General features: G+C 62.1%; 20 protein-coding genes. 12 read left to right on the top strand and 8 right to left on the bottom strand.

The window, feature by feature from the left end; all coding sequences use genetic code 11:
- Window positions 1-104 precede the first annotated feature (104 nt).
- Window positions 105-1,109, top strand: a complete 1,005-nt coding sequence (locus tag AC1DX5_RS22220; protein ID WP_478017411.1) for an adenosine kinase — start codon at window positions 105-107, stop codon at window positions 1,107-1,109.
- A 69-nt stretch (window positions 1,110-1,178) separates the two neighbouring features.
- Here AC1DX5_RS22220 and AC1DX5_RS22215 read toward each other — a convergent pair whose 3' ends face one another.
- Window positions 1,179-2,108, bottom strand: coding sequence for an electron transfer flavoprotein subunit alpha/FixB family protein (locus AC1DX5_RS22215; RefSeq protein WP_478017410.1), 930 nt, complete (start codon window positions 2,106-2,108; stop codon window positions 1,179-1,181).
- Entirely contained in the window at window positions 2,105-2,851 is a 747-nt protein-coding gene (locus AC1DX5_RS22210) for an electron transfer flavoprotein subunit beta/FixA family protein (RefSeq protein ID WP_478017409.1), read from the bottom strand. Before AC1DX5_RS22210 ends, AC1DX5_RS22215 begins: the two co-directional genes overlap by 4 nt.
- A gap of 318 nt (window positions 2,852-3,169) precedes the next feature.
- Here AC1DX5_RS22210 and AC1DX5_RS22205 point away from each other — a divergent pair, with 318 nt between their 5' ends.
- The 4 genes from AC1DX5_RS22205 (at window position 3,170) to AC1DX5_RS22190 (ending at window position 8,080) form a co-directional block, all read left to right on the top strand.
- The gene (locus AC1DX5_RS22205) at window positions 3,170-4,021 is read left to right on the top strand and encodes a DUF1932 domain-containing protein (protein WP_478017408.1); all 852 of its coding nucleotides are present in this window, start codon (window positions 3,170-3,172) and stop codon (window positions 4,019-4,021) included.
- Window positions 4,022-4,479: 458 nt separating this feature from the next.
- Complete coding sequence (locus AC1DX5_RS22200; protein WP_478017407.1) at window positions 4,480-5,412, top strand: hypothetical protein; 933 nt, start codon at window positions 4,480-4,482, stop codon at window positions 5,410-5,412.
- 263 nt (window positions 5,413-5,675) lie between these two features.
- Window positions 5,676-6,563, top strand: a complete 888-nt coding sequence (locus AC1DX5_RS22195; RefSeq protein WP_478017406.1) for a 2-hydroxy-3-oxopropionate reductase — start codon at window positions 5,676-5,678, stop codon at window positions 6,561-6,563.
- A 212-nt stretch (window positions 6,564-6,775) separates the two neighbouring features.
- Window positions 6,776-8,080 (top strand): MFS transporter, encoded by a 1,305-nt coding sequence (locus tag AC1DX5_RS22190; protein WP_478017405.1) that lies wholly within the window; start codon window positions 6,776-6,778, stop codon window positions 8,078-8,080.
- A gap of 61 nt (window positions 8,081-8,141) precedes the next feature.
- On the opposite strand, the gene AC1DX5_RS22185 is transcribed toward AC1DX5_RS22190, so the two are convergent.
- From AC1DX5_RS22185 to AC1DX5_RS22175, 3 genes are read right to left on the bottom strand one after another with little or no spacing between them, the layout of a single operon-like run.
- Complete coding sequence (locus AC1DX5_RS22185) at window positions 8,142-9,215, bottom strand: DUF2332 domain-containing protein (protein ID WP_478017404.1); 1,074 nt, start codon at window positions 9,213-9,215, stop codon at window positions 8,142-8,144.
- A 28-nt stretch (window positions 9,216-9,243) separates the two neighbouring features.
- Window positions 9,244-9,366, bottom strand: a complete 123-nt coding sequence (locus AC1DX5_RS22180; RefSeq protein ID WP_478017403.1) for a hypothetical protein — start codon at window positions 9,364-9,366, stop codon at window positions 9,244-9,246.
- Window positions 9,363-10,214 (bottom strand): glutaredoxin family protein, encoded by an 852-nt coding sequence (locus AC1DX5_RS22175; protein WP_478017402.1) that lies wholly within the window; start codon window positions 10,212-10,214, stop codon window positions 9,363-9,365. Before AC1DX5_RS22175 ends, AC1DX5_RS22180 begins: the two co-directional genes overlap by 4 nt.
- A gap of 569 nt (window positions 10,215-10,783) precedes the next feature.
- Here AC1DX5_RS22175 and AC1DX5_RS22170 point away from each other — a divergent pair.
- The gene (locus AC1DX5_RS22170) at window positions 10,784-11,623 is read left to right on the top strand and encodes a kinase (protein WP_478017401.1); all 840 of its coding nucleotides are present in this window, start codon (window positions 10,784-10,786) and stop codon (window positions 11,621-11,623) included.
- Here the strand turns inward: AC1DX5_RS22170 and AC1DX5_RS22165 are convergent.
- Together AC1DX5_RS22165 and AC1DX5_RS22160 are read right to left on the bottom strand one after the other, a co-directional pair.
- Window positions 11,608-12,654, bottom strand: a complete 1,047-nt coding sequence (locus AC1DX5_RS22165) for an ornithine cyclodeaminase (protein ID WP_478017400.1) — start codon at window positions 12,652-12,654, stop codon at window positions 11,608-11,610. The two genes, AC1DX5_RS22170 and AC1DX5_RS22165, sit on opposite strands and share 16 nt — an antisense overlap.
- Before the next feature lie 137 nt (window positions 12,655-12,791).
- On the bottom strand, window positions 12,792-15,020 hold the full coding sequence (locus tag AC1DX5_RS22160; RefSeq protein ID WP_478017399.1) for a TonB-dependent receptor: 2,229 nt from the start codon (window positions 15,018-15,020) through the stop codon (window positions 12,792-12,794).
- 654 nt (window positions 15,021-15,674) lie between these two features.
- Between AC1DX5_RS22160 and AC1DX5_RS22155 the strand changes: the two genes are divergently transcribed.
- Entirely contained in the window at window positions 15,675-17,288 is a 1,614-nt protein-coding gene (locus AC1DX5_RS22155; protein WP_478017398.1) for a S10 family peptidase, read from the top strand.
- Between the two features lie 6 nt (window positions 17,289-17,294).
- On the opposite strand, the gene AC1DX5_RS22150 is transcribed toward AC1DX5_RS22155, so the two are convergent.
- Window positions 17,295-17,801, bottom strand: coding sequence for an Lrp/AsnC family transcriptional regulator (locus AC1DX5_RS22150; protein ID WP_478017397.1), 507 nt, complete (start codon window positions 17,799-17,801; stop codon window positions 17,295-17,297).
- A 117-nt stretch (window positions 17,802-17,918) separates the two neighbouring features.
- Here AC1DX5_RS22150 and AC1DX5_RS22145 point away from each other — a divergent pair, with 117 nt between their 5' ends.
- The 5 genes from AC1DX5_RS22145 to AC1DX5_RS22125 all read left to right on the top strand — a co-directional run bounded on the left by AC1DX5_RS22145 (window position 17,919) and on the right by AC1DX5_RS22125 (window position 25,576).
- Window positions 17,919-21,383, top strand: coding sequence for an indolepyruvate ferredoxin oxidoreductase family protein (locus AC1DX5_RS22145; protein WP_478017396.1), 3,465 nt, complete (start codon window positions 17,919-17,921; stop codon window positions 21,381-21,383).
- A gap of 8 nt (window positions 21,384-21,391) precedes the next feature.
- Complete coding sequence (locus AC1DX5_RS22140; RefSeq protein WP_465177200.1) at window positions 21,392-22,516, top strand: acyl-CoA dehydrogenase family protein; 1,125 nt, start codon at window positions 21,392-21,394, stop codon at window positions 22,514-22,516.
- 11 nt (window positions 22,517-22,527) lie between these two features.
- Window positions 22,528-23,706 (top strand): acetyl-CoA C-acyltransferase, encoded by a 1,179-nt coding sequence (locus AC1DX5_RS22135; RefSeq protein ID WP_478017395.1) that lies wholly within the window; start codon window positions 22,528-22,530, stop codon window positions 23,704-23,706.
- Window positions 23,707-23,831: 125 nt separating this feature from the next.
- The gene (locus AC1DX5_RS22130; protein WP_478017394.1) at window positions 23,832-24,914 is read left to right on the top strand and encodes a branched-chain amino acid aminotransferase; all 1,083 of its coding nucleotides are present in this window, start codon (window positions 23,832-23,834) and stop codon (window positions 24,912-24,914) included.
- 302 nt (window positions 24,915-25,216) lie between these two features.
- Window positions 25,217-25,576 carry a RidA family protein gene (locus AC1DX5_RS22125; protein ID WP_478017393.1) on the top strand — a complete coding sequence of 120 codons (360 nt, stop codon included), beginning with the start codon at window positions 25,217-25,219 and terminating at the stop codon, window positions 25,574-25,576.
- The last annotated feature ends 3 nt before the right edge of the window (window positions 25,577-25,579 follow it).

The raw sequence follows: 25,579 nt of genomic DNA, 5'->3' as shown, positions 1-25,579 counted from the left end.
GCACGGGGCGGCGGCGCAACAGCCCAGGCCTCGCGCGCCCGGCTTGCGCTCGACGGCGATGTGCAGTTCCGGCCGGCCCTTTCCTGTCTTTGGGAGACACCAGCTTGACCATTCCCGCTTATGATGTCGTCGCGATCGGCAATGCGATCGTCGATGTGCTCGCCCAGGCCGATGACAGGTTCATCGTCGACTCGGGCATGACCAAGGGATCGATGCAATTGATGTTTTCGCCCGCCGAAGCGGATGAACTCTATGCCAGGATGGGAGCCGGCATCGAGGCGAGCGGCGGCTCGGCGGCAAACACCGTCGCGGCGATCGCGTCGCTGGGCGGGCGCGCCGGCTTTATCGGCCAGGTCGCGAACGACCAGCTGGGCGAGGTGTTCGCGCATGATATTCGCGCCGCCGGCGTTACCTTCACCACCGCCACGCGCGACGGCGCGCCGACCACCGCGCGCTGCCTGATCTTCGTCACGCCCGACGGGCAGCGGACGATGAACACCTTTCTCGGCGCCTCGCAGTTCCTGCCGGCATCGGCGCTCGATTATGATCTGATCGCGTCAGGCGCGATCCTCTATCTCGAGGGCTATCTCTGGGATCCCGAGGAAGCGCGCCAGGCGATGCGCGCCGCGATCGAGGTCGCGCGCAAGGCAGGGCGCAAGGTCGCCTTCACGCTCAGTGACGTGTTCTGCATCTCGCGCCATGGCGCCGATTTCCGCGACCTGATGGCCAAGGGCCTGGTCGATATCATGTTCGCCAACGAGAATGAGATCCTGGCGCTGATGGAGGTCGAGGATTTCGAGACCGCGGTTGCCGCAGCCGCGGCGCAGGTGCCGGTGCTGGTGGTGACGCGCAGCGAGAAGGGCGCGATCGCCATCGCCAATGGCGAGCGGGTTTCGTGCGGGGCGGAGCCGATCGCGAAGGTCGTCGACACCACCGGTGCTGGCGACCTGTTCGCGGCCGGCTTCCTGACCGGCCAGGCGCAGGGCAAGAGCCTCGAGCAGTCGCTCCGCCTCGGCGCGATCTGCGCGGCGGAGATCATCTCGCATTATGGCGCGCGGCCGATGTGCGACATGAAGGCGCTGGTGGCCGAGAAGCTGCGACAGGCGTGAGCCAGCCAGCGAGCCCGGCAAGAGTAGAGGCCGCGGGGCTATCCCCGCGACCTTACTCCTGCGACATCGTCACACTTTCCCCGTCAGCTCCGGCACGATCTTGAACAGGTCGCCGACCAGGCCGATATCCGCGACCTGGAAGATCGGCGCGTCCTCGTCCTTGTTGATGGCGATGATCGTCTTCGAATCCTTCATGCCCGCCAGATGCTGGATCGCGCCGGAGATGCCGATCGCGATATAGACTTCGGGGGCGACGATCTTGCCGGTCTGGCCGACCTGATAATCGTTCGGGACATAGCCTGCGTCCACGGCAGCGCGGCTGGCGCCGACGCCGGCGCCGAGCTTGTCGGCGAGCGGCTCGATGATCGCGTGGAAGTTCTCGCTGTTCTGGAGCGCACGGCCGCCCGACACGATGATCTTCGCGCTGGTCAGCTCAGGACGCTCCGACTTGGCGATCTCAGAGCCGGCAAAGATCGACAGGCCCTTGTCGCCGGTTGCTGCGACCTTCTCGATGCTGCCCGAGCCGCCACTGGTCGCTGCCTTTTCAAAGGCGGTGCCGCGCACGGTGATCACCAGCTTGGCATCCTTGGTCCGCACCGTCGCGATGGCGTTGCCGGCATAGATCGGGCGGGTGAAGGTGTCTTCGCTCTCGACCGACAGGATGTCGCTGATCTGCATCACGTCGAGCAGCGCGGCGACGCGCGGCGCGATGTTCTTGCCGTTCGAGGTGGCGGGGAACAGCACGGCATCGTGATGGCCCATCAACTCGACGATTAGCGGCGCGACATTCTCGGCCAGCGCATGGGCGAGCGACGCGTCGTCGGCGACATGCACCTTGCCGACGCCGGCGATCTTCGCCGCCTCGGCGGCGACGCCGTCGACACCCTGGCCGGCAACCAGCAGATGCACTTCGCCGAGCTTCGACGCGGCGGTGACCACGGCGAGCGTGGCGTCCTTGACGGCACTGCCGTCATGTTCGACCCAGACAAGCGTCTTCATTTCGCGACTCCCATCGCCTTGAGTTTCGCCACCAGTTCATCGACATCGGCGACCTTGACGCCCGCCGTGCGCTTGGCCGGCTCGACCACCTTGAGCGTGGTGAGGCGCGGGGACACATCGACGCCGTAATCGGCCGGGGTCTTCTGCGCGAGCGGCTTGGACTTGGCCTTCATGATGTTGGGCAGCGAGGCGTAGCGCGGCTCGTTGAGGCGCAGGTCGGTGGTGATCACCGCCGGCAGCGCCAGCTTCTCGGTCTCCGACCCGCCATCGACCTCGCGCGTCACGGTGACGCTGTCGCTGGTCAGCTCAACCTTCGAGGCGAAGGTCGCCTGGCCGACGCCGAGCAGGCCGGCGAGCATCTGGCCGGTCTGGTTGTTGTCGTCGTCGATCGCCTGCTTGCCGAGGATGACCAGCGCCGGCTTCTCTTCTTCGACGATCTTCGCCAGCAGCTTGGCCACGCCGAGCGGCTCGACCTTGTCTTCCGACACGACGAGGATCGCGCGGTCGGCGCCCATGGCGAGCGCGGTGCGCAGCGTTTCCTGCGCCTTCTGCTCGCCGATCGAGACCACCACGATCTCGGTGACGCCCTTGTCCTTGAGGCGAATCGCCTCCTCGACCGCGATCTCGTCGAACGGGTTCATGCTCATCTTGACGTTGGCCAGATCGACCCCCGTCCCGTCCGCCTTCACGCGGGGCTTTACGTTATAGTCAAGCACACGCTTGACCGGGACCAGCACCTTCATCTGTCATCCTTACATTGCACCACATCCGCTCCCGCGAAGCGAAGCACATCAATCGGGAAATGGTAATCGTCAGTCAGCGGAAGTGGGTGCTGCCTGAACCACGGATGAGAAACACAAAGCGAATCGACTCAATATTTTCTCATTCATAAAACTAATTTACACAGATGTGGATTCATGCCAACCCCCAGCGGACCGTCGGCACTGGACGGGATGTTCGGGAAAACGCGGTCTGCCGCGAGTGATCGCCGGGCATCATAGGCAGGTGAATTTGTAATACGCCCGGCCTCAACAGGCAAAGGCGTCAGACTGGAGAGGCTAATGGCCACGATTGCTGTAGTTGCTATGGGTGAAATGGGATCCGGTATCGCGAAACGGCTCGTTGAACGCGGCGCTCATGTTGTGACATCCCTCACCGGACGCAGCCAGGCCAGTGTCGACCGGGCGACCGCCGCCGGCGTCGTATCGCTGCGTGACGACGAGTTGGTGGAACAAGCGCAAATATTTCTATCAATCGTTCCGCCGGGCTCTGCGCGGGCAACCGCCGAACGCTTTCTGCCGCTCATCAGCCGCGCCGCCGACAAACCCGTTTTCATCGATTGCAACGCCATCGCGCCGCAAACGCTTCACACCATTGCCGGGCCGTTCGCGCGGTCCGGGGCTCCGTTTGGAGATGGCTCGATCATTGGCCTGGCACCCAGAGCCGATGGGTACTCGCCGAAACTGTATCTGTCCGGGCCAATCGCAAAAGAGGCTGCCATTCTCGGGGAACTGGGGCTCGACACGCGCGTGATTTCAGACACGATCGGCGATGCCTCGGCGCTCAAGATGGCGTTCGGTGGATTTACGAAAGGAATCCAGGCGCTTGCCACAGCCATGGCCCTCGGCGCCGCCCGGAACGGCGTCGCAGACGCCTATCTCGCTGAAATTCGGGACCATCTGCCCGACATCTATGCCGTGCTGGCCAAACAATTGCCGTCCATGCCGTCGAAAGCCCATCGCTGGGACGACGAAATGCGCGAGAATGCGGCATTTCTGGAGCCTGAGCGCGGCGCGGCTGACATGCTGAAAGGTGCCGCGCTACTCTATCAGCACGTCGCTGAAGCGAACCGCGCCGGCCCCGAATCCGAGATTATTGCGGTATTGGACAGATTCACCGGCAAAATCGTTTGAGCGCAAAGGTCGCCCTCCCCTGTTTCGGGAAGGACGCTTTTCCGCCTCGTTCCAGTGACAGGCGATTGGCGGGCCGGCACGATCTGCCGGCCCTGCCCCTCGATCGGCGCGCTCAGTCGAGGCTCCCTTGCCTCGCGGTCTCGCGGCGCTGACATCAGGCCGATTTATCGCACCATCTGGCCCCGTGGCGCCCCGACATTCGCGTAGCCTGTCTCAGCCGGGGGCGGACCAGGCCCATGGGCTCTGTCAGGCACTTGTTCGACGCAAATCGCGACAGATTGGCGCACCTTCGAAGGCGCCGCAGGGCTGTTGACTTGAAGGATCGCGGCATAATATAAACAGGTAACCTGATGAGTCGTCGGACGCTTGGGGGTGGCGATGCCCCTCCACAGGTACCTCTCAGTGTGAGGTATATATTCCGAACCGGCTCGCATTCTGGGTGAAATGCGGAGGCGATAATGAAAATCATTCATATAAAAGATGTCGAACTGGAAGGCACCGGGGGCATTCGCGGCGGCACGGGCCATCACGCCAGGCGCATTCTCAACAGCGAAGTGCTGAACAGGGATCCCGACGCGCTGGACAACTTCTATTTCGGGGTCAGTTACCTCGCCAAGGGAGAGTTTCACACGCCGCGTCATCGCCATGATTTTTCGCAGTATCGTTACATGATCGAGGGCGAGGCGGACTATCATGTCGGCGAACCGCAGACGGGCGGGGTGCTCAACTTCTCCCCGGAAGGCGCCTATTACGGACCTCAGAAAGACGGTGCCGGGATCATGGTCAACTGTCAGTTTGGTGACGCGAGTGGCAACGGTTTTCTCGGTCGCAAGCAGGTGAAGGAGGGTACTGCTGCGCTGAAGGCGAAAAACGAGGGTGTCTTCAAGGACGGCCTCTACACGCGCAATCCCGGCGTGCCCGGCAAGCCGGTGCAGGACTCCAACGAGGCGATCTTCGAGTTCATGCGCGGACGCCCGATCGTCTACCCGCCGACCGCATATCTGCACACGATTCTGGTCAACAGCAACGGCATCCCCTGGATGCCGATCGATGGCACCCCGGGCGTGTCCGAGAAGGACATGGGGACCTTCGGCCTCTGCAAATATCATGTGGCGCGCTACAAACTCGCTCCCGACGCAACGTTCGTCGCCAAGGGTCGGGGCATCTATTTCGTCTTGTCGGGCACGGGATCGGTGGAAGACGAGCAGTATGAAGACCACACGACCACCTACCTGGAAGAGGGCGAGCAAGCGTCTTTTACCGCGGGCGGTACGACCGATATCCTATTCTATGGTTTGCCGACATTGGGCGCCATTCAAAAGGCGAGCGCGGCCCTGAGGGCCTTGCAGGAAGAAGAAAAGTCGAACCTGGTCCTGGAAGCCGCGGAATGAAGGATCGACAGCTTTAAACCGTGCCAGGGCGAACGTCTGGCCCGTTCACTCTCCCGGATCGGCCCAGGGTCGATCCGGGAGGCCCGGTACCCGCACGCCATGCGGAAGGTCACGCAAGATCAGCGCGCAGGGCCACAGACCGACAAGACGAAAACGCATCGTATCATGACCTCGAACGTGCAGTGGCGTCGCCTGGCCGGGCTGCGGGACTGCAATCGAACAGGTGAGCGATTTCAATCAGCGCGTTCAGAGGACTTCTACACATGAAAGTCGGATTTATTGGTCTGGGCGTGATGGGTCGCCCGATGGCCGGCCACCTCCAGGCCGCAGGGCATGAACTTCTGATCGTCCGCCGGTCCGCACCGCCTCCAGCGGAACTTGTTGCGGGCGGCGCGGCGGTCCTGAACACCGCGCGCGAAGTTGCCCGCGATGCGGATGTCATCATTCTGATGCTTCCGGACACGCCCGACGTCGACGCGGTGCTCTTCAACCCGGGCGGCGTCGCGGAAGGGCTTTCCGCGGGCAAGACCCTCATCGACATGAGTTCGATCAGCCCGCTTGCGACGAGGACCTTTGCCGCGAAGATCGCCGCTCTCGGTTGCGACTATCTGGATGCGCCCGTTTCCGGCGGCGAAGTCGGAGCGCGGGAGGCATCACTCACCATCATGGTCGGTGGCGAGGAAGCGGCTTTTTCAAAGGCGATCCCCCTCCTCGAGACGATGGGTCGCAACATCACGCGCATTGGTGACGTCGGCACCGGTCAGACGGCGAAGGTGGCCAATCAGATCATCGTCGCGTTGACGATCGAGGCGGTGGCGGAGGGCCTCCTTTTCGCTTCCAGAGCAGGAGCTGATCCGGCGCTGGTCCGCGAAGCCCTTATGAAGGGATTTGCGGGCTCGCGAGTGCTCGACGTGCATGGTGCACGGATGATCGAACGCAGATTTGACCCTGGGTTCAGAATTGCCCTGCATCAAAAGGATCTCGACCTGGCGCTGTCGGGGGCACGCGAAATGGGCTTGGCCTTGCCGAACACCGCTACGGCTCAGGCACTGTTCAATGCCTGCAAAGCGCACGGCCTTGGGGATCAGGATCATTCGGCAATGGTACAGGCGCTGGAGCGTCTGGCCGACCATGAGATTGCGGTCGACTAGCTGCATTGCTGCGCCGTTCCATTGGAAGGACGGCCGGGCCGCAGCGAAAGTCCGTGCGGAAATTGGTCGCCGGCCGGGCGGACGCTATTTTGCGAGACGTGCTGCCACCGCCCCCCGGAACGAGACTTCTATCGCGCCTGGGGGGATCACGAAGAGAAAGCCATTGGCGTGAACCGGATTGATGAGGCAGCATATCTATTAGCGCGCGAGATATGAAAGTATCCGGCCCGAGCGCCTTTCGATCGCTGGCGTACTTCAACTTTCGAATGTGGTTTTGGGGCGCGCTCGTGTCCAATGCCGGCACCTGGATGCAGCGGCTTGCACAAAATTGGCTGGTGCTGACGGAGCTTACACATCACGATGCCGCCGCAGTCGGCTATGTCAGCGCGCTGCAGTTCGGACCGCAGATATTGTTGTTACCGTGGACGGGCGCGGTCATAGACTCCTTCAACCGACGCAAGATCCTGATCGCGACCCAGAGCGCGATGGCGATATTGGCTTTCTCGCTCGGGGTTCTGGTCGTGTCCCACCTGGCCCAATTGTGGCATGTCTATTTACTGGCGGCGGTACAAGGCATCGTGATTGCGTTCGACGCGCCGGCGCGACAGACGTTCGTCGCGGACATGGTCGGCGAGAAAGATCTTACCAACGCGATCGCCTTGAACTCCACGATCAACAATGTGTCACGTATGATTGGCCCAGCCATAGCCGGTGCGGTGATCGCTACGCTGGGCTCCGGTTGGGGATTCCTGGCCAACGGCATTTCATTCGCCGCCTCGCTTGGGGCGTTGGCTGCCATGCGTCCCGGCGACTTGCTACAACAGCACGCAAACGTTCCAAGCGGCGGGCTTTCGGAGGGACTGATTTACATCTGGACTCGCAGCGAACTCCTGATCGCGTTCTCCATGATCTTTCTTCTGGGCACGTTCGCGATGAACTTTCCGCTGTTCATTTCGACCATGTCCGCGAGCACGTTCAAGGTCGGGGCGTCGGGCTTCGGAATCCTCACCTCGGTGATGGCGGTCGGCTCTGTTGCCGGAGCCATTCTCGCCGCGCGACTGGAAAAGCCGAAAATGCCCTTGCTTGTCGCAAGTTGCTGCGGCCTTGGCATTGGCCTGACCGTCGCTGCGCTGGTGCCGACCTATGCCAGTTTCGGCGTTTGCCTGGTCATGCTGGGAATCCTGTCCCAAGTTTTTCTGACCGGCGCGAACGGCTTTGTCCAGATGTCGGCTGAGCCTGCCGTTCGGGGCCGCGTCGTCGCCTCGATGCTGGTCGCAGCGCAAGGCGGGACGGTGATCGGGGCACCATTGATTGGCTGGATCGCCAACCTAGCCGGCCCTCGATGGGGCATCGGGGTCGGGGCTTTTTCAGGGGTGCTGGGAGGCACAATCGGCGGACTCTATCTCCTTGCTCGTCACAGGGCCGCGCACGAAGAAAAGACCGGAGACCTGGATCCGACGACAGACAGCAGCGCGGTCGAAGGCGGCTCCGGCACACAATCAGAATCTGCTATCTGAAGGTGCCGTCCGCTCATCGACCGCACGGCCTTGTTCGCCACCTGCTAGCGCTGCGACGAAATCAGGCCAGCCATTCGAGTCCGGACTTCCCCGCGACACGAGCGAGCAATCGGGATTCGCTCTCACCGTTGCGGTAGACGGTGTGGATCATTTCGTTCTGACCGCGACCGGCCAAGCCGAGCGGATCATTCTCCACCCCGTTCCACTCGATCCCGATGCGATGGATTGTTCGCTTCTGGCTCAATTGGCTCAACATCCACGAGAATGCTTCCTGCGCCGTGGGCGGCCACTGATAGAGGCAGCGCGAATGATACACGCAGACAGGGCCTTCCATATCTTCCAGCGCGGCCGGCATCGTCTCCATGGCGTCGCCCGCGACGATATTCAGCGGGATACAGGCACGGTATTCGAGGGCGGTGCGCAATGAGTTGAATTTCTCCACCCGGTCAGCGGACGAGCAGCCCAAAATCCRGTTTCGAGCGTCGGAATCTGTGACATCGACCGGATTCAGGTCCAGGCCGATGCGCTTGCGGATCTGCGGCAGTTTGCCGGGCATCGGGCCTCGCTCTCCGACCATTTTGATGGAAGAGATGACGACATCGGCGTTGCTGTCACCCAGGCTCTGGCCATTTGTAAATTGATATCGGTAATGATCGAACAGCAGCAGCAATCCCGCACTGCAGCCGACCTCGATGATCGAAAATGGCTCGCCAATCTGCCCGGCGACATGATCCAGCCCGAGGAGCAACTGGGCCGCCCGCTCTTCGGATGTCGTCTGAAGGGTGCGCGTCGCAATAATGTTGGCGAGTTCGCCCCGATGCGCCTGGCAAAAGGCTCGAAAATGCGGGCCCGCCTCGGAAGCCGGCAGTGGCTCGGCCGTGATGGAAGGGAAGTAAGCGGCCAATTTCTGGCCGGGTGACCGCAGCAGCAGGTAATGGACAGCCGAGAGGAGCAACCGCCCGCTCAATTGCTCAGGCGGGGCTTCCAACGAAAGCGCGAAGAGATCGTCATTATCAGCGATCTCCCGATACAGCACCGCTGAAAGCGGCGCGTTGCCCTTGCGGCTATCATCGCTCCATTGAAGGAGATCCTCGCGGTCGCGCAGCTTCATGTGCACAACGTCGTGGTTGGCCATCACTATTTCCTCTCGTGTGAAGTGCAGTTCAGCGCTCCAAAAAGACGACCGAGCGCGTGGGCGGACCGAGGTTGTTTTCCTGTCGGTGCACAAAGGCGAAAGCGCTCTTCCAGATCACGCCGACGGTCTCGCGCGTGCCCGGCACACTCATTCCCAGAGCCCTGCCGGCATCCCGAGCCCTGCAACATCCTCGCTCGAGACAAGATTGCAGGGCTGGATGTCGAGCCGTTCGAGGATGTCAACGAGCTGCCGGCAATGCTGTACAAGGCCCACCGTCTGATATTCCAGATATTGCAACATTGTGCGGGGCCCGCGGTGCGTCTGCACGATGCGCGCAAGACCATCGCCTTCCCGATCGGTGCGAAGCCACGCGTTCAGATCGCTCGCGGCCAAGCGCATCTTGGCAGCGACGCGATACATTGGCGTGCCTGCTTCCGGTTCGCCGAAGAAGTTATACTCAGGGGTCCCGTCAATCGTGAAGCCCAGCTCATGGACTCCGTCCGATGCGAGCAGAATCCGCCACGCCTTCTCTCCATGCTGGGCAATGTGGTGGACGAGCGATTTCGACGTCGAATGTGCAACAAAGGGCCGACCATCGGCCAGTAAACGCTGCGGCGCCTGAACATCCGCCATCGTCGGCGTCGGGTCATCGAAATTTGCTTCCGGCAGCTGGCAGGCAAGGTCGCTGGCCAGCTCGAGCATCCGCGCGCAGCGTTCTACCAGCACATGAGGCGGCAGGGCCGCTTGCGCCTTCGCGGGCGCGAGCGCCAGCGCTGAATCGATTGCGGCCTCGTCACCTGCCACCCATCGATCCCCGACAAGCAGGAACGGCGCCGCGCGGTGCCCCGCGCCGGAAGCGGCCTCAAGCGCGTCCGGGGCACTCAGGATATTCACTGCCCGATGAACAACACCCCTGGCTTTGAGATAGCCCTTGAGGCGGGTGCAATTGCCGCAGCCAGGCAGCCAATAGAAAACGACCTCCGGATGTGCCTCGACCATGTCTTCACCTCTGGATATGCGTTCGGTGTTGCGGCCGGCCGGATGACCGGCGACGCACGCCGCAAACAATAATCCTCACAAGGAGCGAACGCGGCGTTCGACCCCATTTTCAGGCACAAGGCGGTGATATGTGCCGCAGTAGTTACAGCGCGGTCAGGCTTCAGCCGGGCGAAAGCGCCTTCTGGATGGCGTCGGTATCGACCCCGCAGCCAGCTGCGCCCCCCCTTCCCTTCAGCGCGCCGGCGCCCGGAAATTAGTCTCCAAATTCTGTGGACACCCTAGAACTTGACAGGTAACCTGTCAAGATCAAGCCTTGGCACGCAGCCATCGCAAGGTGGCGGCGCGGGCCGTCACGCTACATCAAACAGAGCTTGGAGGCGGCATTTTGCCAGGATCATCAGAGGCACGGAGGCCCTCCCTCATATCCGTGACCGCGTCGGCTGCCAGATCGGCTGGCCGCCGCCGGGCAGCGTTCCTCCGGGGCGAGGACCGACCGGAATCCGTCCGGATCGATCGGCGAAATGGCGCCGGCGCGCATTGCCCGGGCACTTGCGAAAACGGGGCCAGCCATGTCGCCTGATTCAGGACCGGACACCCTCGCCCTGATTGACGAAGCGGTGCGGGAAAGGCTCGCGAGGCATATTGCGCGCCGTCCGCTCGTCATCGGCCTGTGCGGCGCACAAGGCAGCGGCAAATCGACCGTGGCAGCGGGTCTGAAGGCGTTGCTTGATGGGCGGGGTCTCAAGACCGCAATCCTGTCACTCGACGATCTGTATCTGTCGAAAGAGGATCGCGAAGTGCTCGCTTCCTCTGTCCACCCCCTTTTGAAGACGCGGGGCGTACCAGGAACACATGATGTCCGCCTCGGTGAGAAGGTCCTCGACGATCTTCGAAACCCTGGAGAAACCTTGCTGCCGCGCTTTAACAAGGCAATTGACTCGCCTTGCCCCCGCGATGCCTGGGACGCGTTCGAGGGGCCTGCTGCGGTCGTGATCTTCGAAGGCTGGTGTGTCGGTGCACGCCCGCAAGACGGGGATGATTTAGCGCGATCCGTCAATGCGCTGGAAGCTACGGAGGATTCCGACTGTCGATGGAGACGGTGGGTCAACGACCAACTCTCGGCGCACTATCAGCAGCTTTTTGCTCGCGTCGACATGCTGGTGCTGCTCGCCGCCCCTGATTTCCAGGTGGTTGCCTCATGGCGGAGCGAGCAGGAACAGGCCCTGCGTCGATCCTTGTCGGCGCGGGGGATCGATGCGAGCCAAACCCTCAGCGATGACGATATTGCCATTTTTATTCAGCATTATCAGCGACTGACGGAACATATTATCATGTCGATGCCAGGTTATGCCGATATCGTCGTGCGGCTCGACAAGCGCCGCCGTCCATTGGATCAGGCCGCGCGCTGAAGCATACCGAACAGGTCGCGCGGATCGTCGGGATCGGCGAGGATATCGATCTTCTGGAAGAAATCCGTGCCCTTCAACTTGTCAAAGACATAGCGAAGCGCGGAGAAATCCTCGATCGCGAATCCAACGCTGTCAAACAGGGTGATTTGCCGCGCATCGCTGCGGCCCGGCGCATGTCCGTGCAGCACCTTCCAGAATTCAGTTACCGGATACGTCGCGTCCATTTGCTGAATTTCGCCTTCGATGCGGGTTTGAGGCTCGAACTCGACGAACGTGTCCGCCCGGGCAAGAATATCCTTGTGGAGCTCTGTTTTTCCCGGGCAATCCCCGCCAATAGCGTTGATATGGATACCGGCACCGACCATATTGTCGGTCAGGATCGTGGCGTAAGCCTTGTCGGCCGTGCACGTCGTAACAATCTGGGCTCCCTCGATGGTCTCCTGCGAATTGCTGCAGGACACGACACGCAGACCACTGTTCTGCAGGTTTCGGGCGGTCTTTTCCGTGGCCTTCGGGTCGATGTCGAAGAGCCGCACCTCCTTGATTCCAATAACGGCCTTCATCGCGAGAGCCTGGAATTCAGCCTGTGCGCCATTCCCGATCAGGGCCATCACCTCGGCATTTGCAGGGGCCAGGCGGCGCGCGGCCATCGCCGAGGTAGCGGCAGTTCGCAGCGCTGTCAGCAAGGTCATCTCCGTCAACATAAGCGGATATCCCGTGTCGACGCGCGCCAGCAGGCCAAATGCTGCGACGGTCTGGAAGCCTTTGGCTGTATTGCTGGGATGACCATTCACATATTTAAAGCTGAACGCCTCGCCATCGGACGTGGGCATCAGTTCGATCACCCCCTGATCCGAATGCGATGCGAGCCGTGGCGACTTCTCGAAAAGCTCCCATCGGCGAAAGTCGTTTTCCACGGCATCGGTCAGCTCCAGCAAGACGCTCTCGATGCCGAAATGATGTACGAGCCGCATCATGTTTTCGACGCTGACAAACGGGATATAGGCGAGCTCGGAGGGCGCGGTCGGCATGGCAGATCCTTTGCGATTGCGAGGCCCGGGATTTCGGACGGATTGCCGGAATCTCGGCGGAACACGACTGAATCGCGGTAACAGAAGAAGGTACGGAGCAAGGCCCGGGCCCGATCGCCCGGGCCTTGCTCTCGAGATCAATAACGAACGTCGAGCGACAGGCCGATCGTTCTCGGTTGAATGGGAACAAGGAGACCTGCTCCGGTCGCATCCGGATCGAAAAACGTCGTGTACGCGCGCTCGTTGAACAGATTCCGCGCATATATTCTGGCGTTGAATCGACCAAAGGTCAGACCCGCATAGGCGTCGACTACACTTTGCGCGGGTATCCTGATGGTGCTGGGGATGCTCTCGAGCCCGGTCAGCGACGCGCCCCGGTAACGATAGCTTGCGCCGAGTTGCACTTCGGCATTGCTGGACACAGGTCGCGAATAGTCAATCAGTGCCGCGGCCTGCCACCGGGCGGCGTTGGGCAAGTGATCGCCTTTCAAGGCCCCGAGGGCCGGTACGTCGCTGTCGAGATGCGCCTCGGTATAGGAGCTATTGGCGCCAACGCTGAGCCCGGGTGCAACGCGATATTGCGCACTGAACTCGAAACCGCGGCTGCTGGCCTTGCCGCCATTCCCCGTGGTGCTGCCCGTCGCCAGCACGATGGGCACCTGCACACCCGACCAGTCGATGTAAAATGCCGAAAGCTCCAGATCGAGCTTCTTGTCCAGCAGCAGCGCCTTGTAGCCCACCTCATAGTTCGTCAGCCGGTCAGCGGCATAGGCCGCGGGCGCACCAGGTACGGGTGCATTGGGGCCCCCCGGGCGATAACCGCTCGCCGCACGCGCATAGAATGTGGAGCTGTCATTGGGCCGGAGGCGCGCGCTGGCTGACCAGGTCGTGATATTGGCACCGGACGCCAGCCCGGTGTGGGTCGGCCCGCCAAACAGGACGCCGTCAAGATTTTGGTCGTAAGTCTGCTTGTTGTGACTGTAGCGTATGCCGCCGGTGATATCGAACCAGCGCGTGAACTTATAGGTCGCATTCGCAAAGACAGACTCTTCGCGATAGGCCGTGGGCCAGTATACGACAGCGAACGGCGTCAGCGACGCAATCGCTGTCCTGTCCGGATTGAGCGCGCTGAGCGATTGCTGGTTGAGAGCGTGCTCGATCGTATAAAAGCCGCCGATCAGCCACTCGAAATGGTCACTCTTGTGAGATGCCAGACGAAGTTCCTGCGTGAATTTGTCGAGATTGATGTCGACCGAGAACGCAGACAGAGCATTGGCCGGCGCGGCAGGATCGAACAGCTGAAAATACGGACTGTAGATAGCCGATTCATCCACGACCGACCTGTTGCGGGTTTTTGACCAGCTGGTAGCGCTCGTAAGCGTCGCAAAACCCGCGTCCCATGTTCCGGTAAGCGAATAATAGCGCAGCCGCTGATTGAACGGTTCAGCGAGCGCGTGATTCCGGCTATAGCGACCGATAAGCGGCTCGATTGTCGTTGCATTGACAGACACCGCGGCATTGCCGTCGGACTTGATGTCTTGCAGCATGGCGGACGCCTTGAATGTCAGCCGGTCGGTCGGCTGCCAGAACAGTGCGACTCGTCCGCCTTTTTGCGTCGAGGAATTTTCGTGTCGGATGCCGAGCAGAGGATTGTCGATCCAGCCTGCGTTATCCTGATAAAAGCCGCTGACTCGAATGGCGAGTGAACCGCCAACGATCGGCGCGTTGACCATGCCGCGTACGCCCCAACTGGGCTGGCCCGAGTTTTCGGTCGTTTCGACCATCCCGCCCCCGCGCGCTTCAAATCGATCGGGGTTTGCCTGGCGCATCACATATTTGAGCAGCCCGCCCATCGTGCTCGCGCCATAGAGGGTCCCCTGCGGCCCGCGCAGAACTTCAACGCGATCGATATCGTAAGGCAGCAGATCGAGTTGAAAGGAATCGCCCCGGGCGAAACCCGAACTCGAACCGAGCGGCGTGTCGTCGAGATAGGTACCCACCAGCGCCCCGCCATCGCCGGTGGAAATGCCCCGCAACACCACATTGGTCTTGCCGGGCGTACCACCACTGTTGACGCTCATCCCAGGCACCGACGCGGCATAGTCCACCAGATTGGTCGCGCCGGTTTTTTCGAGCTGGGTCCCGGTCAAGACGCTGATCGACGCAGGAACATCGATCAGGCGTTCGGAACGCTTCTGGGCCGTCACAACGATGTCGCCGGATGAACCATCAACCACGCTCGCGTTCGAACCCGGCAATTCTGCGGAAGCCGGCGTCTGCGCAGTCGTCTGAGCGAGCGCGCCAGGTGCCACCGACAGCATGGAAGCCGCGGCGAGCAACGAGAGCTTTTTCTTACAAATTCGCATCAAATATCCCCCTGTTGTAACGTTGTTGCGATCGCATCCGCGCCTGCGGCGAGCCTCGCGCACCGGGAGGCGATCCGTGTGAAGCAGGCACGTCGCGAAGCTTTTCGCTGCGCTTCTGCGCGGTCACGACGATATCGCCGTCCTAGGCGGTCGGATCGGGCTGGATTTCGCAACCGGTCGGCGTGGATGTTGCCGGCTGCGCAGTCTGCGCGGAAGCTGACGCCGCCATGAGCGCGGCGATCACCGCTCCCGCCGCGGTTGAACACCTCATGGAATTCCTCCTCACCATTAACCCTCCACCTTGTCTCACCGGACAGCTTTTTCCGGGCTGACCCTGCCGGACGCCGGCGCGCCTGGTGCACTGACGGGCTGCCCGGGCGATTCTCGCACTTGCGTTGCGTGCACCTTTGCGATTATTTTCTCTGGAGCAAGAGATTTCCTGTGAGACACACATTTTCGCAAGGGGCGTGATATTTCTGCCGCTCAGGGTCTCCGGCTCAAGCTTGCGGGCGGCAGGCGAAGCAGAATGACAATGCATTGCAACCAGCCGGTCCGGGTCGTCGCGGAGCGATCGGCCGGAGCACGAGAGCGCGCGGAATGCCCGCGGATGGGTCGTCCGATCACACAATCACTGTTGAGAAAAAGGAACCGGAGATGAGCAAGGCCTGGGCAATCGCTGCCGCGCTAGGATGTCTCGCAAGCGGGGCATATGCCGCGGCCCCGGGGCCCGCTCCATCGACCGCGCCCGGCACGCGCGACACAATCCAGGACAGTGAAACCGCAAGACCCGATGAGGTGACGACGACGGGATCGGTGACGATAAACGGAACGAAGCTCAACTACCGGGCGACAGCGGGAACGCTCGCGGTCTCCTCCGGCGACTCCGCCAGCGCCCAGCGCGACACCGGCACCGATATCGATACCGCACAGGCGGTCATGTCTTATGTCGCCTATTTCAAATCCGGCACGCCGACCGGCGACAGGCCGATCACCTTTTTCTGGGATGGTGGCCCCGGGTCTTCCACCGTCTTCCTTCACATCGGCGCCTTTGGTCCGAGGCGGCTGGCCGTGGGCGGCGATGGCCATGTGCCGCCCGCGCCCTATCAGCTGGTGAACAATGCCCATAGCTTGCTGGACGCAAGCGACCTGGTGTTCATCGATGCGCCCGGAACCGGCTTCGGGCGTGTCTCGGGCAAGGACGCGGAACGCGCCTTTCGCAGCGTGGACGGCGATGCGCATGCTTTCGAGGCGTTCATCAAGCTCTTTCTGTCCAGGTATCAACGCTGGAACTCGCCACGCTTCATCTTCGGCGAGAGCTATGGAACGCTCCGCAGCGCGCTGGTAATCGAGGGGCTGCAACGCGAGAGCGCCATCGAGTTCAACGGCATGGTGCAGCTTTCACAGGTTCTCAGCTACGACACCGATGTCGACGGAATCAATCCGGGTGACGACCAGGCTTATATCAACGCGCTACCGAGCTATGCCGCAACAGCCTGGTACCATCATCGTCTTGGCGCCGATCGCCCTGCCACCCTCGAACCTTTTCTGAAGGAGGTCGAACATTTTGCCAGGACGGAATATGCCCAGGCTCTGCAAATGGGATCGGAACTCGATCCGGCGCGGCGGCAAGTGGTCGCGGCACGGTTCGCTGCGCTTACCGGCCTGGCGCCGGACTATGTGCTGAAGGCCGACCTTCGCATCGATGTCAGGCATTTCAGGAAAGCCCTGCTGGAAAAATCAGGCCTGACAACAGGTGATCTCGACTCCCGCTTTGTCGGCCCCGTGCTGGACCCGCTGGCGGGCGCATCGGAGTATGACCCGCTGGCCGCCTCGATCGGATCGGCATTCGTCTCGACCTACAATGATTATGCCCGCACCTCCCTCGGCTATGGCCAGAACAAGACATTCGCTCCGGTCATTGCGGTCCCCGACTTCGATTTCAGCCACAGCGGGTCCCAGACAACCTCCTCCAATCAAGGCGGATTGAGCGTCATGTCGGATCTCGCATCAGCAATGAAGCGCAATCCCAATCTCAAGATCCTGTTGCTGGGGGGCTATTTCGACCTTTCGACGCCCTATTTCTCGGGCTGGTACGAAATGCATCATCTGCCAATGCCGCCAGGCACCGAGGGTAATATAGAATATCGATATTACCCGTCCGGGCACATGGTCTATCTCAACGAGGACTCCTTGAAAATTATGCACGATGACGTTGCCAGATTCATCGAGCAGCACCGCGCCGGCAGTGCCAGGCAATCTTTGCCATAACCGCAATCAGCTTCCCCCTCGCCGGCCGGCGGGGTGGCCCGGCTTCTGCAGCATCAGCGAGGGCCGGTTGATAAAGGACTTGAGCGCGAAGCTGCTTTGCAAATGCGCTACGCCCTTCACCTGGGTCAGGCTCTCGAGCAGGTCGCGATAATGATCGAGGTCACGCACGACCGCCCGCAACAGATAGTCCGATCCGCCTGACATCAAAAATCCGCTCATGATCTCGGGTAGTTCGGAGACTGATCTTTCGAAGATTTCCAGAGCTTCCCCGACCTGCCGTTCAAGGGTCACGTTGATGAAGACGATCATTCCGCCAGCCAGACGCTGCTCGTCGAGTCGCGCGAAATAGCCCGTGATATACCCCGCCTCCTCCAGCGCACGCACGCGGCGTACAGTCGGAGTCAATGACAGACCGATCTCGTCGGAAAGGTCCCTCCATGTGATGCGACCATCTTCGCTGAGTCGGCGCAGGATTTTCATATCCAGCGCATCAAGCGCACGTTCCTGGTTCATTTGCCTACCTCGAGTGTCATTATTGGTAGAATATACCAATATCACGGGTTTTAGATAGGCATATATGGCAACCCTTGCTGCGCGACCTGCGATATCCTCGTGCGCGAGGAGAGGGTTATGCAACAAGACCGGGTCGTCAGCTTGGACGCCATTTATAACGCGGAGACAGGCCCCGTATTCATGAACGGAATCCAGGCGCTGGTTCGCCTGCCGCTCATGCAGCGCCGCCTTGATCGCAAACATGGTCTGAACACCGCCGGCCTCGTCTCGGGGTACCGTGGCTCACCACTTGGTGCCTATGACCAGCAGCTCTGGAAAGCGAAGAAGTATCTCGAACAGCACGATGTGCTCTTCCAGCCCGGGTTGAACGAGGATCTTGCGGCGACGGCCCTTTGGGGCGCCCAGATGCACAAGGCTTTCGGCCCGTCCAGGGTCGATGGCGTATTCGGCATCTGGTACGGCAAAGGTCCGGGCGTCGATCGCAGCGGCGACGTATTTCGCAATGCGAATATGATCGGCACGTCGCCCTTGGGGGGCGTGCTGGCGGTGGCCGGCGACGACCACGCCGCGCAATCGTCGATGTTCCCGCACCAGACCGACGGCATCTTCCAGTCAGTGCTGATGCCGATCCTGCAGCCGGCGAATGTGTCGGATATCCTCAGTCTGGGCCTGGCAGGCATCGCACTTTCACGCTTCTCGGGCCTGTGGGTGGGTTTGAAGACGATCGCCGAGGTGGTCGAGAGCGCGGCCAGCTTCGACCTGCCGAATCCCTGTCCCGGGTATATCTCCCCTGCCGACCTGATCCCGGCACATGGCCTCAGCTGGGATAGGCGCATCCAGTGGCCCGCCCAGCGCGCCGAGCTCGAGCGCCGTCAGATCGAAGAGCGCTTGCCGGCGGCCATCGGCTGGGCCACGGCCAATCGCATCGACACGGCCATCTTCGAGAGCCGCCGCAAGCGGCTCTGCGTGGTCACGGTCGGCAAGGCACATCAGGATTTGATGCAGGCACTGGAGCTGCTCGGAATCGGTGAGACCGAGGCCGAAGCGCTCGGGCTGTCGATCTACAAGGTGGCGATGAGCTGGCCGCTGGCGACGGACCCGCTGGTCGCGTTCGCCGGGGATACCGACGAAATCTTCGTGGTCGAGGAAAAGCAGCCGATCGTCGAGAACCAGATCAAGGCGGCCCTGTTCAACGGATTATCCGGGACAATGTTCGTCTCGGGCAAGACGGATGCGCAAGGCAGGCTGCTGCTGCCGACCATCTCCGAGTTCACCCCGTTGATGGTCGCGACGGCACTTGTCCGGCACTATGCCGATGGTGATCCCGTTGGCCTGGCGGATCGCCTCGAGACGCTTCAGGCACGTGCCCGGGGAGGCGAGATAATCCCGTTCCCGGCACGCAAGCCCTTCTTCTGTTCCGGTTGCCCCCATAACAGCTCGACGCGGACGCCGGAGGGTTCGATCAGCGGCGGCGGCATTGGTTGTCATGTGATGGCCCTGTCGGTGCCCGAGCTCAAGACCTCGACGTTCAGCCAGATGGGCGGCGAGGGCATGCAATGGGTCGGTGCGGCTCCCTTTTCCGACACGCGACATGTCTTCCAGAATCTCGGCGACGGCACCTATCAGCATAGCGGGCTGCTGGCGATCCGCGCGGCCATCGCGGCCGGGACGAACATCACCTACAAGATTCTCTACAATGATGCGGTCGCGATGACGGGCGGCCAGCCGGCCGAAGGCGCGCTCGATCCGGTCCGGATTGTGGCTCAGCTCGTCGCCGAAGGTGTCGGCGATGTACGGTTCGTGAGCGACGACCCTGACAAATGGGGCACCCTGCCGGGCGGATTGCGTCCGGTCCATCGCGACAGGCTGGAGGCCGTTCAGCGCGAACTGCGTGACGTAGCCGGCGTCAGCGCGATCCTCTACGAGCAGACTTGCGCCGCGGAGAAGCGGCGTCGCCGCAAGCGCGGCGACTTTCCCGACCCGGATCGACGCCTTTTCATAAATCCGCTGGTCTGCGAGGGCTGTGGTGACTGCTCGGTCCAGTCCAACTGCATCTCCATTGAACCGCTCCCGACTCCATATGGTACCAAGCGCAAGATCAACCAGTCAGCGTGCAACAAGGACTTTTCGTGCGTCAAAGGCTTCTGTCCAAGCTTTGTCGAGATTGACGGGCCGGTATTGCGCAAACCGGACGAGGTGCGCATCGCCGCGCTCGAACGGTTGCACTTTCCTGGCTTGCCTGACCCCGTGCCGTGCGCGCCGGACGCGGTCTACAATGTTTATATAGCCGGTATCGGTGGACTGGGCGTGCTGACGATCGGCGCGCTGCTGGGCACCGCCGCGCACCTCGATGGCCTGTCGGCCAGCGTACTGGACTTCACGGGCCTCGCGCAGAAGAATGGCGCCGTGGTGAGTCAGGTGCGTATCGCGCCGGCCAACACCGCGATCCACGCCGTCCGCATCAGCGCTGGTGAGATTGACCTGCTCCTCGCCACCGACATGGTGGCGGCGGTCAGTCCTGATGCGCTCGCCAGGCTTGCAAAGGGGCGAAGCGCGATCGTGCTCAATAGCGACGAGACCCCCACCGCCGATATGGTCAGCGACCGGGATGCGACGCTGCCGACGGCGCGCATGATCGATACCCTGCTCGGCAAGGCTGGCACGGACGGCCATCTTCTTGGTGCGACGCGCATCGCCGAGGGGCTGTTCGGGAACAATGTCGCGGCCAATGTCCTGCTGCTGGGCTATGCTTGGCAGAAAGGCCTCCTGCCCCTCTCCGCCRCCGCTTTCGACGCAGCGATTGTGGCGAACGGCGCTGCCGTCGGCCTCAACCGGCGCGCCTTCACATGGGGCCGTCTGGCGGCGGTCGACCTCGCGCTGGTCGAGACAGTCGCCGGAATTGCAGCGCCCCAGCGGCCTCCGGAAGAGAGCATCGGCGAGGCTATCGCGCGCCGGGCGGCGGATCTCCTTGCGTATCAGGATCAAGCCTATGCCGCACGATACCAGCGGCTCGTGAACGGCGTTCGCAACGCAACAACCGCCTTCGGCGCCGAAGGCGAGGTGTTGCTCCGCGCCGTCGTGAACAATGCCTTCAAGCTGATGGCGTACAAGGACGAATATGAGGTGGCGCGGCTATATGGCGCACCGGAATTCCGTCACATGCTGAAGGCGCAGTTCGCCGAAACGAAGCGGCTCTCGATATGGCTCGCCCCTCCCCTTTTGTCGCGAAGCGATCCGCGCACAGGCCGCCCCGCAAAGCGCAAGTTCGGCCCGTGGATATTCCCCCTGCTCAGCATCTTGGCCCGCGGCAAGATCTTGCGCGGTACCAGCTTTGATCCGTTCGGCCGCACGCAGGAGCGCCGGGCCGAACGTACGGTGCGCGACGAGTATCTCGCGACGATCGAGAGGCTGTGCGCGTCGATCGACAAGGCCAGCATCCCGAAGGTGACCGCCCTTGCCGCATTGCCCGAAAGTGTTCGCGGCTACGGCCCGGTCAAGGAAAAGGCACTGGCTGAATATGCTCGCACGCGCCTGGACCTGCTGGCCGACACCCCTGCGCAAATCATCGAGATGGCAGCATAACAATGACAATTCTGACCGAGACCCAGTCTGCCATCCAGACCATGGTGCGGCAATTCGCACAACATGAAATCCGTCCACACAGTGCTGGTTTTGAAGCCGCAGGAGGCTATCCGGCCGGCCTGTTCGAGCAGCTTGCCGGGCTCGGCCTGATGGGCATGACCGCGCCGGAGGAATTTGGCGGCGCCGGCGCGGACTATCTGAGCTATGCGCTGGCGTTGATCGAAATTGCAGCGGCGGACGGTGCGCTCTCCACCATCCTGTCGATCCAGAACAGCCTGATCGTGTCGGCGCTGCTCAAGGATGGAACCGAGGAGCAGCGCACGCGCTTCCTTCCGGACCTGATCGCCGGCCGCGCCATCGGAGCGTTCGCGCTGACCGAGGCCAATGCGGGGTCGGACGTGACCGCAATGCGCACCCGCGCCGAGCGGGTGGATGGTGGATATCGGCTAACCGGCGCCAAGCAGTTCATCAGCTCGGGCCGCATCGCAAGCCTTGCGATCGTTTATGCGGTGACCGATCCGCAAGCGGGCAAGCGCGGGATCACGGGCTTCCTCGTCCCGACCGACCGGCCCGGCTATTTTGTGGACAAGGTCGAGCATAAGCTTGGCCAGGGCGCATCGGACACCTGCGCGATCCGTTTCGAGGATGTGTTCATCGAAGACGAACTCCGCCTCGGCGCTGAAGGCGCGGGCTATGGTATCGCCCTTTCAAATCTCGAGACCGGCCGGATCGGCATCGCAGCGCAGAGCGTCGGAATGGCCCAGGCCGCGCTCGGGATCGCGATCAGCTACGCCAGGGAGCGCGAAAGCTTTGGTCGGCCCATCATGGAGCACCAGGCCGTGGGTTTTCGGCTGGCGGACCTGGCAACGCGGCTGGAGGGAGCGCGCCAGCTCGTGCTCCATGCTGCTGCGCTCAAAGATGCGGGGGAACCCTGCCTCAAACAGGCATCAATGGCCAAACTCTTCGCCTCCGAAGCCGCTGAAGACATTGTCTCAGGGGCGATACAGACGCTTGGCGGCTACGGCTATCTGGAGGAATTCGGGCTGGCCAAGATATATCGCGATGTCCGCGTTTGCCAGATCTACGAGGGCACCTCCGACATCCAGCGCCTCGTCATCGCTCGATCACTCTGAGGATCCCCACCATGTCCGACATCATCATCTGCAGCTATGCGCGAACCCCCATGGGCGGATTCCAGGGTGCATTCGCGAAGCTCTCCGCGGTCGAGCTCGGCGCCGTTGCGGTGGAGGCGGCCGTCCAGCGCTCGGGCGTCACGCCCGGGGCCATCAACCGGATCTATATGGGCTGTGTCCTGCCAGCCGGGCTCGGCCAGGCGCCGGCACGCCAGGTAGCGCTGGGCGCAGGCCTGCCTCAATCGGTTGAAGCGACGACGGTCAACAAGATGTGCGGTTCCGGCATGCAGGCCGCGATTCTGGCCGCCGAAGCCCTTGCATCGGGCAATGCCGATATCATCGTCGCGGGCGGCATGGAGAGCATGACCAACGCACCCTATGCGTTATCCAAACATCGCACGGGAGCCAGAATCGGCCATGGCCGCGTCATCGACACGATGATGATGGACGGGCTGGAGGACGCCTATGATCGCGGCAAGCCGATGGGCGCGTTCGCGGAGGACACGGCGCGACGCTACGGATTCATGCGGGCCGATATGGACGGCTATGCAATCGAAAGCCTGGGGCGTGCCAATGCGGCAATCGACAGCGGTGCTTTTGTTGACGAGATTGTCCCCGTTCCGGTGCCCGTCCGCGGCGGCGTCATCATGGTCACCGAGGACGAACAGCCGGGCAAGGCCAATCCGGACAGGATTCCGGCGCTCAAGCCCGCATTCGCGACCGACGGCAGGATCACGGCGGCAAGCGCGGCCTCGATTTCGGATGGGGCCGCAGCCCTCGTGATGACACGGCAGGATGTGGCAGAGCGTCTTGGCCTCAAGCGGGAAGCCAGGATCGTCGCGACCGCCGCCCATGCCCAGGCACCAGCATCATTCGCCACCGCACCGGTTGACGCCATTCGCAAGCTCCTGCGCAAGGCCCGGTGGGAGATCGCAGAGGTCGATCTTTTCGAGATCAACGAGGCTTTTGCGGCGGTGGCGATGATCGCCATGCTCGACCTGGGGATCCCGCACGAGCGCCTCAATGTGAATGGCGGCGCGACCGCACTTGGTCACCCGATCGGGGCGAGCGGTGCCCGGATCATGGCGACGCTTGTCGCTGCGCTCAAGGCGCGTGGAAAGACGCGCGGCATTGCAGCGCTCTGCATCGGCGGCGGCGAGGCTACTGCGGTTGCGATCGAGATCATCTAGCGGACCGACATGGAAGCCATGGACCCGCGGCCAATCGATGTTGAGCCGAGAGACCCTTCACCTCGGTGGGGCGATGCGCCGCGCGGCGACATGAAACGCCTCGGCTTGTGAAAGAGGAATAAGCTATGACCGACATGCCCGCCTTCGTCGTATCACCCAATAAACGGCGCCTTTCGAAGGCAGCCCGGACCGACCTGTTGATCGACCCGGCTTTCGGCAAATTCTTTTCAGATCACATGGTCACGATCCGCTGGAGTGAGGGAAAGGGCTGGCACAGCGCCGAGGTTCGCGCGCGTGAGCCGTTCCCGATCGATCCCGCGAACGCTGTCCTGCATTATGCGCAGGAGATCTTCGAAGGCATGAAGGCATATCGCACCGCGGACGGGCGCATTTCATTGTTCCGGCCCGAAGAAAACGCGCGTCGCTTCCGGAAGTCCGCTGAGCGAATGGCGATGCCACCAATATCCGAGGCGCTCTTCATCGCTGCGGTCGAGAAACTCGTGGAAATCGACCGCGACTGGATCCCGGAAGGTCCCGGAAGCCTTTATTTGCGGCCATTCATGTTCGCCAATGAGGCGTTCCTCGGCGTACGTCCCGCCGCGGAGTATATATTCTGCGTGATTGCATCGCCCGCCGGTCCATACTTCAAGGGTGGTGGGAAACCATTCAATCTATGGGTGTCCGAGCAATTCACGCGCGCGGCGCCAGGAGGTACAGGCGCCGCAAAGTGCGGTGGCAACTACGCCGCGAGCCTGCTCGCCCAGGCCGAAGCGATCAGGCATGATTGCGACCAGGTGGTGTTTCTTGATGCTGCCGAGCATCGTTGGGTCGAAGAACTGGGCGGCATGAATATCTTCTTCGTGCTCGAGGATCGCATCGTGACCCCGCCGCTCGGCACAATCCTGGCGGGCATCACGCGTGCATCGATCATTGCGCTTGCCCGCGATGCCGGTCTCGTCGTCGAGGAGCGGCCCTATAGCTTCGACGACTGGCGTGCAGATGCACATAGCGGGAAGCTCAGGGAAGCTTTTGCCTGCGGCACCGCCGCCGTGGTCGCGGCGATCGGCAAGGTCCATTACAAGACGGGCACCTTCACGCACGGGGATGGCGGTATTGGAGCCACCACGGCACAATTGCGCGCCAGGCTCGTCAATATCCAACGCGGAAGCGAACCTGATCCGCATGGATGGGTCCGGTTCCTCGGCTGAAGCGTGAAACGACGGTTGCGCCACAGCGGGGCCGGAACGCTTCCCGTGTGAAGGCGCGCATTTACCCCGAATCGCGATCCGGTCGGCTGGCGGCGGACTCGAGCTTCGGCACGCAAATCGGTGAAGACGTAAAGCTGTTGATCCTGTCGCCGGACCGGCACGACGAGGGCGGTGCGGGCTGGCCGCTACGGCGCCGGCGACCGGCGAACGAAAAATCGCAGTTTTTCTATTATAGAAATATTCTCTAATATAGAAATATCGGCTACCGCCTCGCTGACGACCTGAAGCACGAAAGGCAATCCATGACCATGATCCCCCATCTGGCACCGCTGACCGAGGCAGGCGACTTCCTCTTCCTCTCAGGCCAGCTTCCCTTCAACAGGGACCGTGCGATCGTCTCATCCGGGATCGAGGAACAGACGACCCAGGTGATGGAGAATATCACTGCGGTGCTTGCCGATGCGGGGCTGACGCTGGCGGATGTCGTGAAGGCGACGGTATGGCTGAAACGGGCGAGCGACTTTGTCGGCTTCAACGAGAGCTATGCACGTGCCTTTGGCAGTCACAAACCCGCGCGTTCGACCGTGGTGAGCGACCTGATGGTCCCCGCGGCGCTCGTGGAGATCGAGGTGATCGCGCGGCGATCCGGCAAGACCGCCTGAACG

Source organism: Sphingomonas sp. P2_B6 (genome assembly GCF_056404755.1).
Note: the sequence above shows the minus strand (reverse complement) of the source record. Positions and strands in the feature narration are given on the sequence as shown.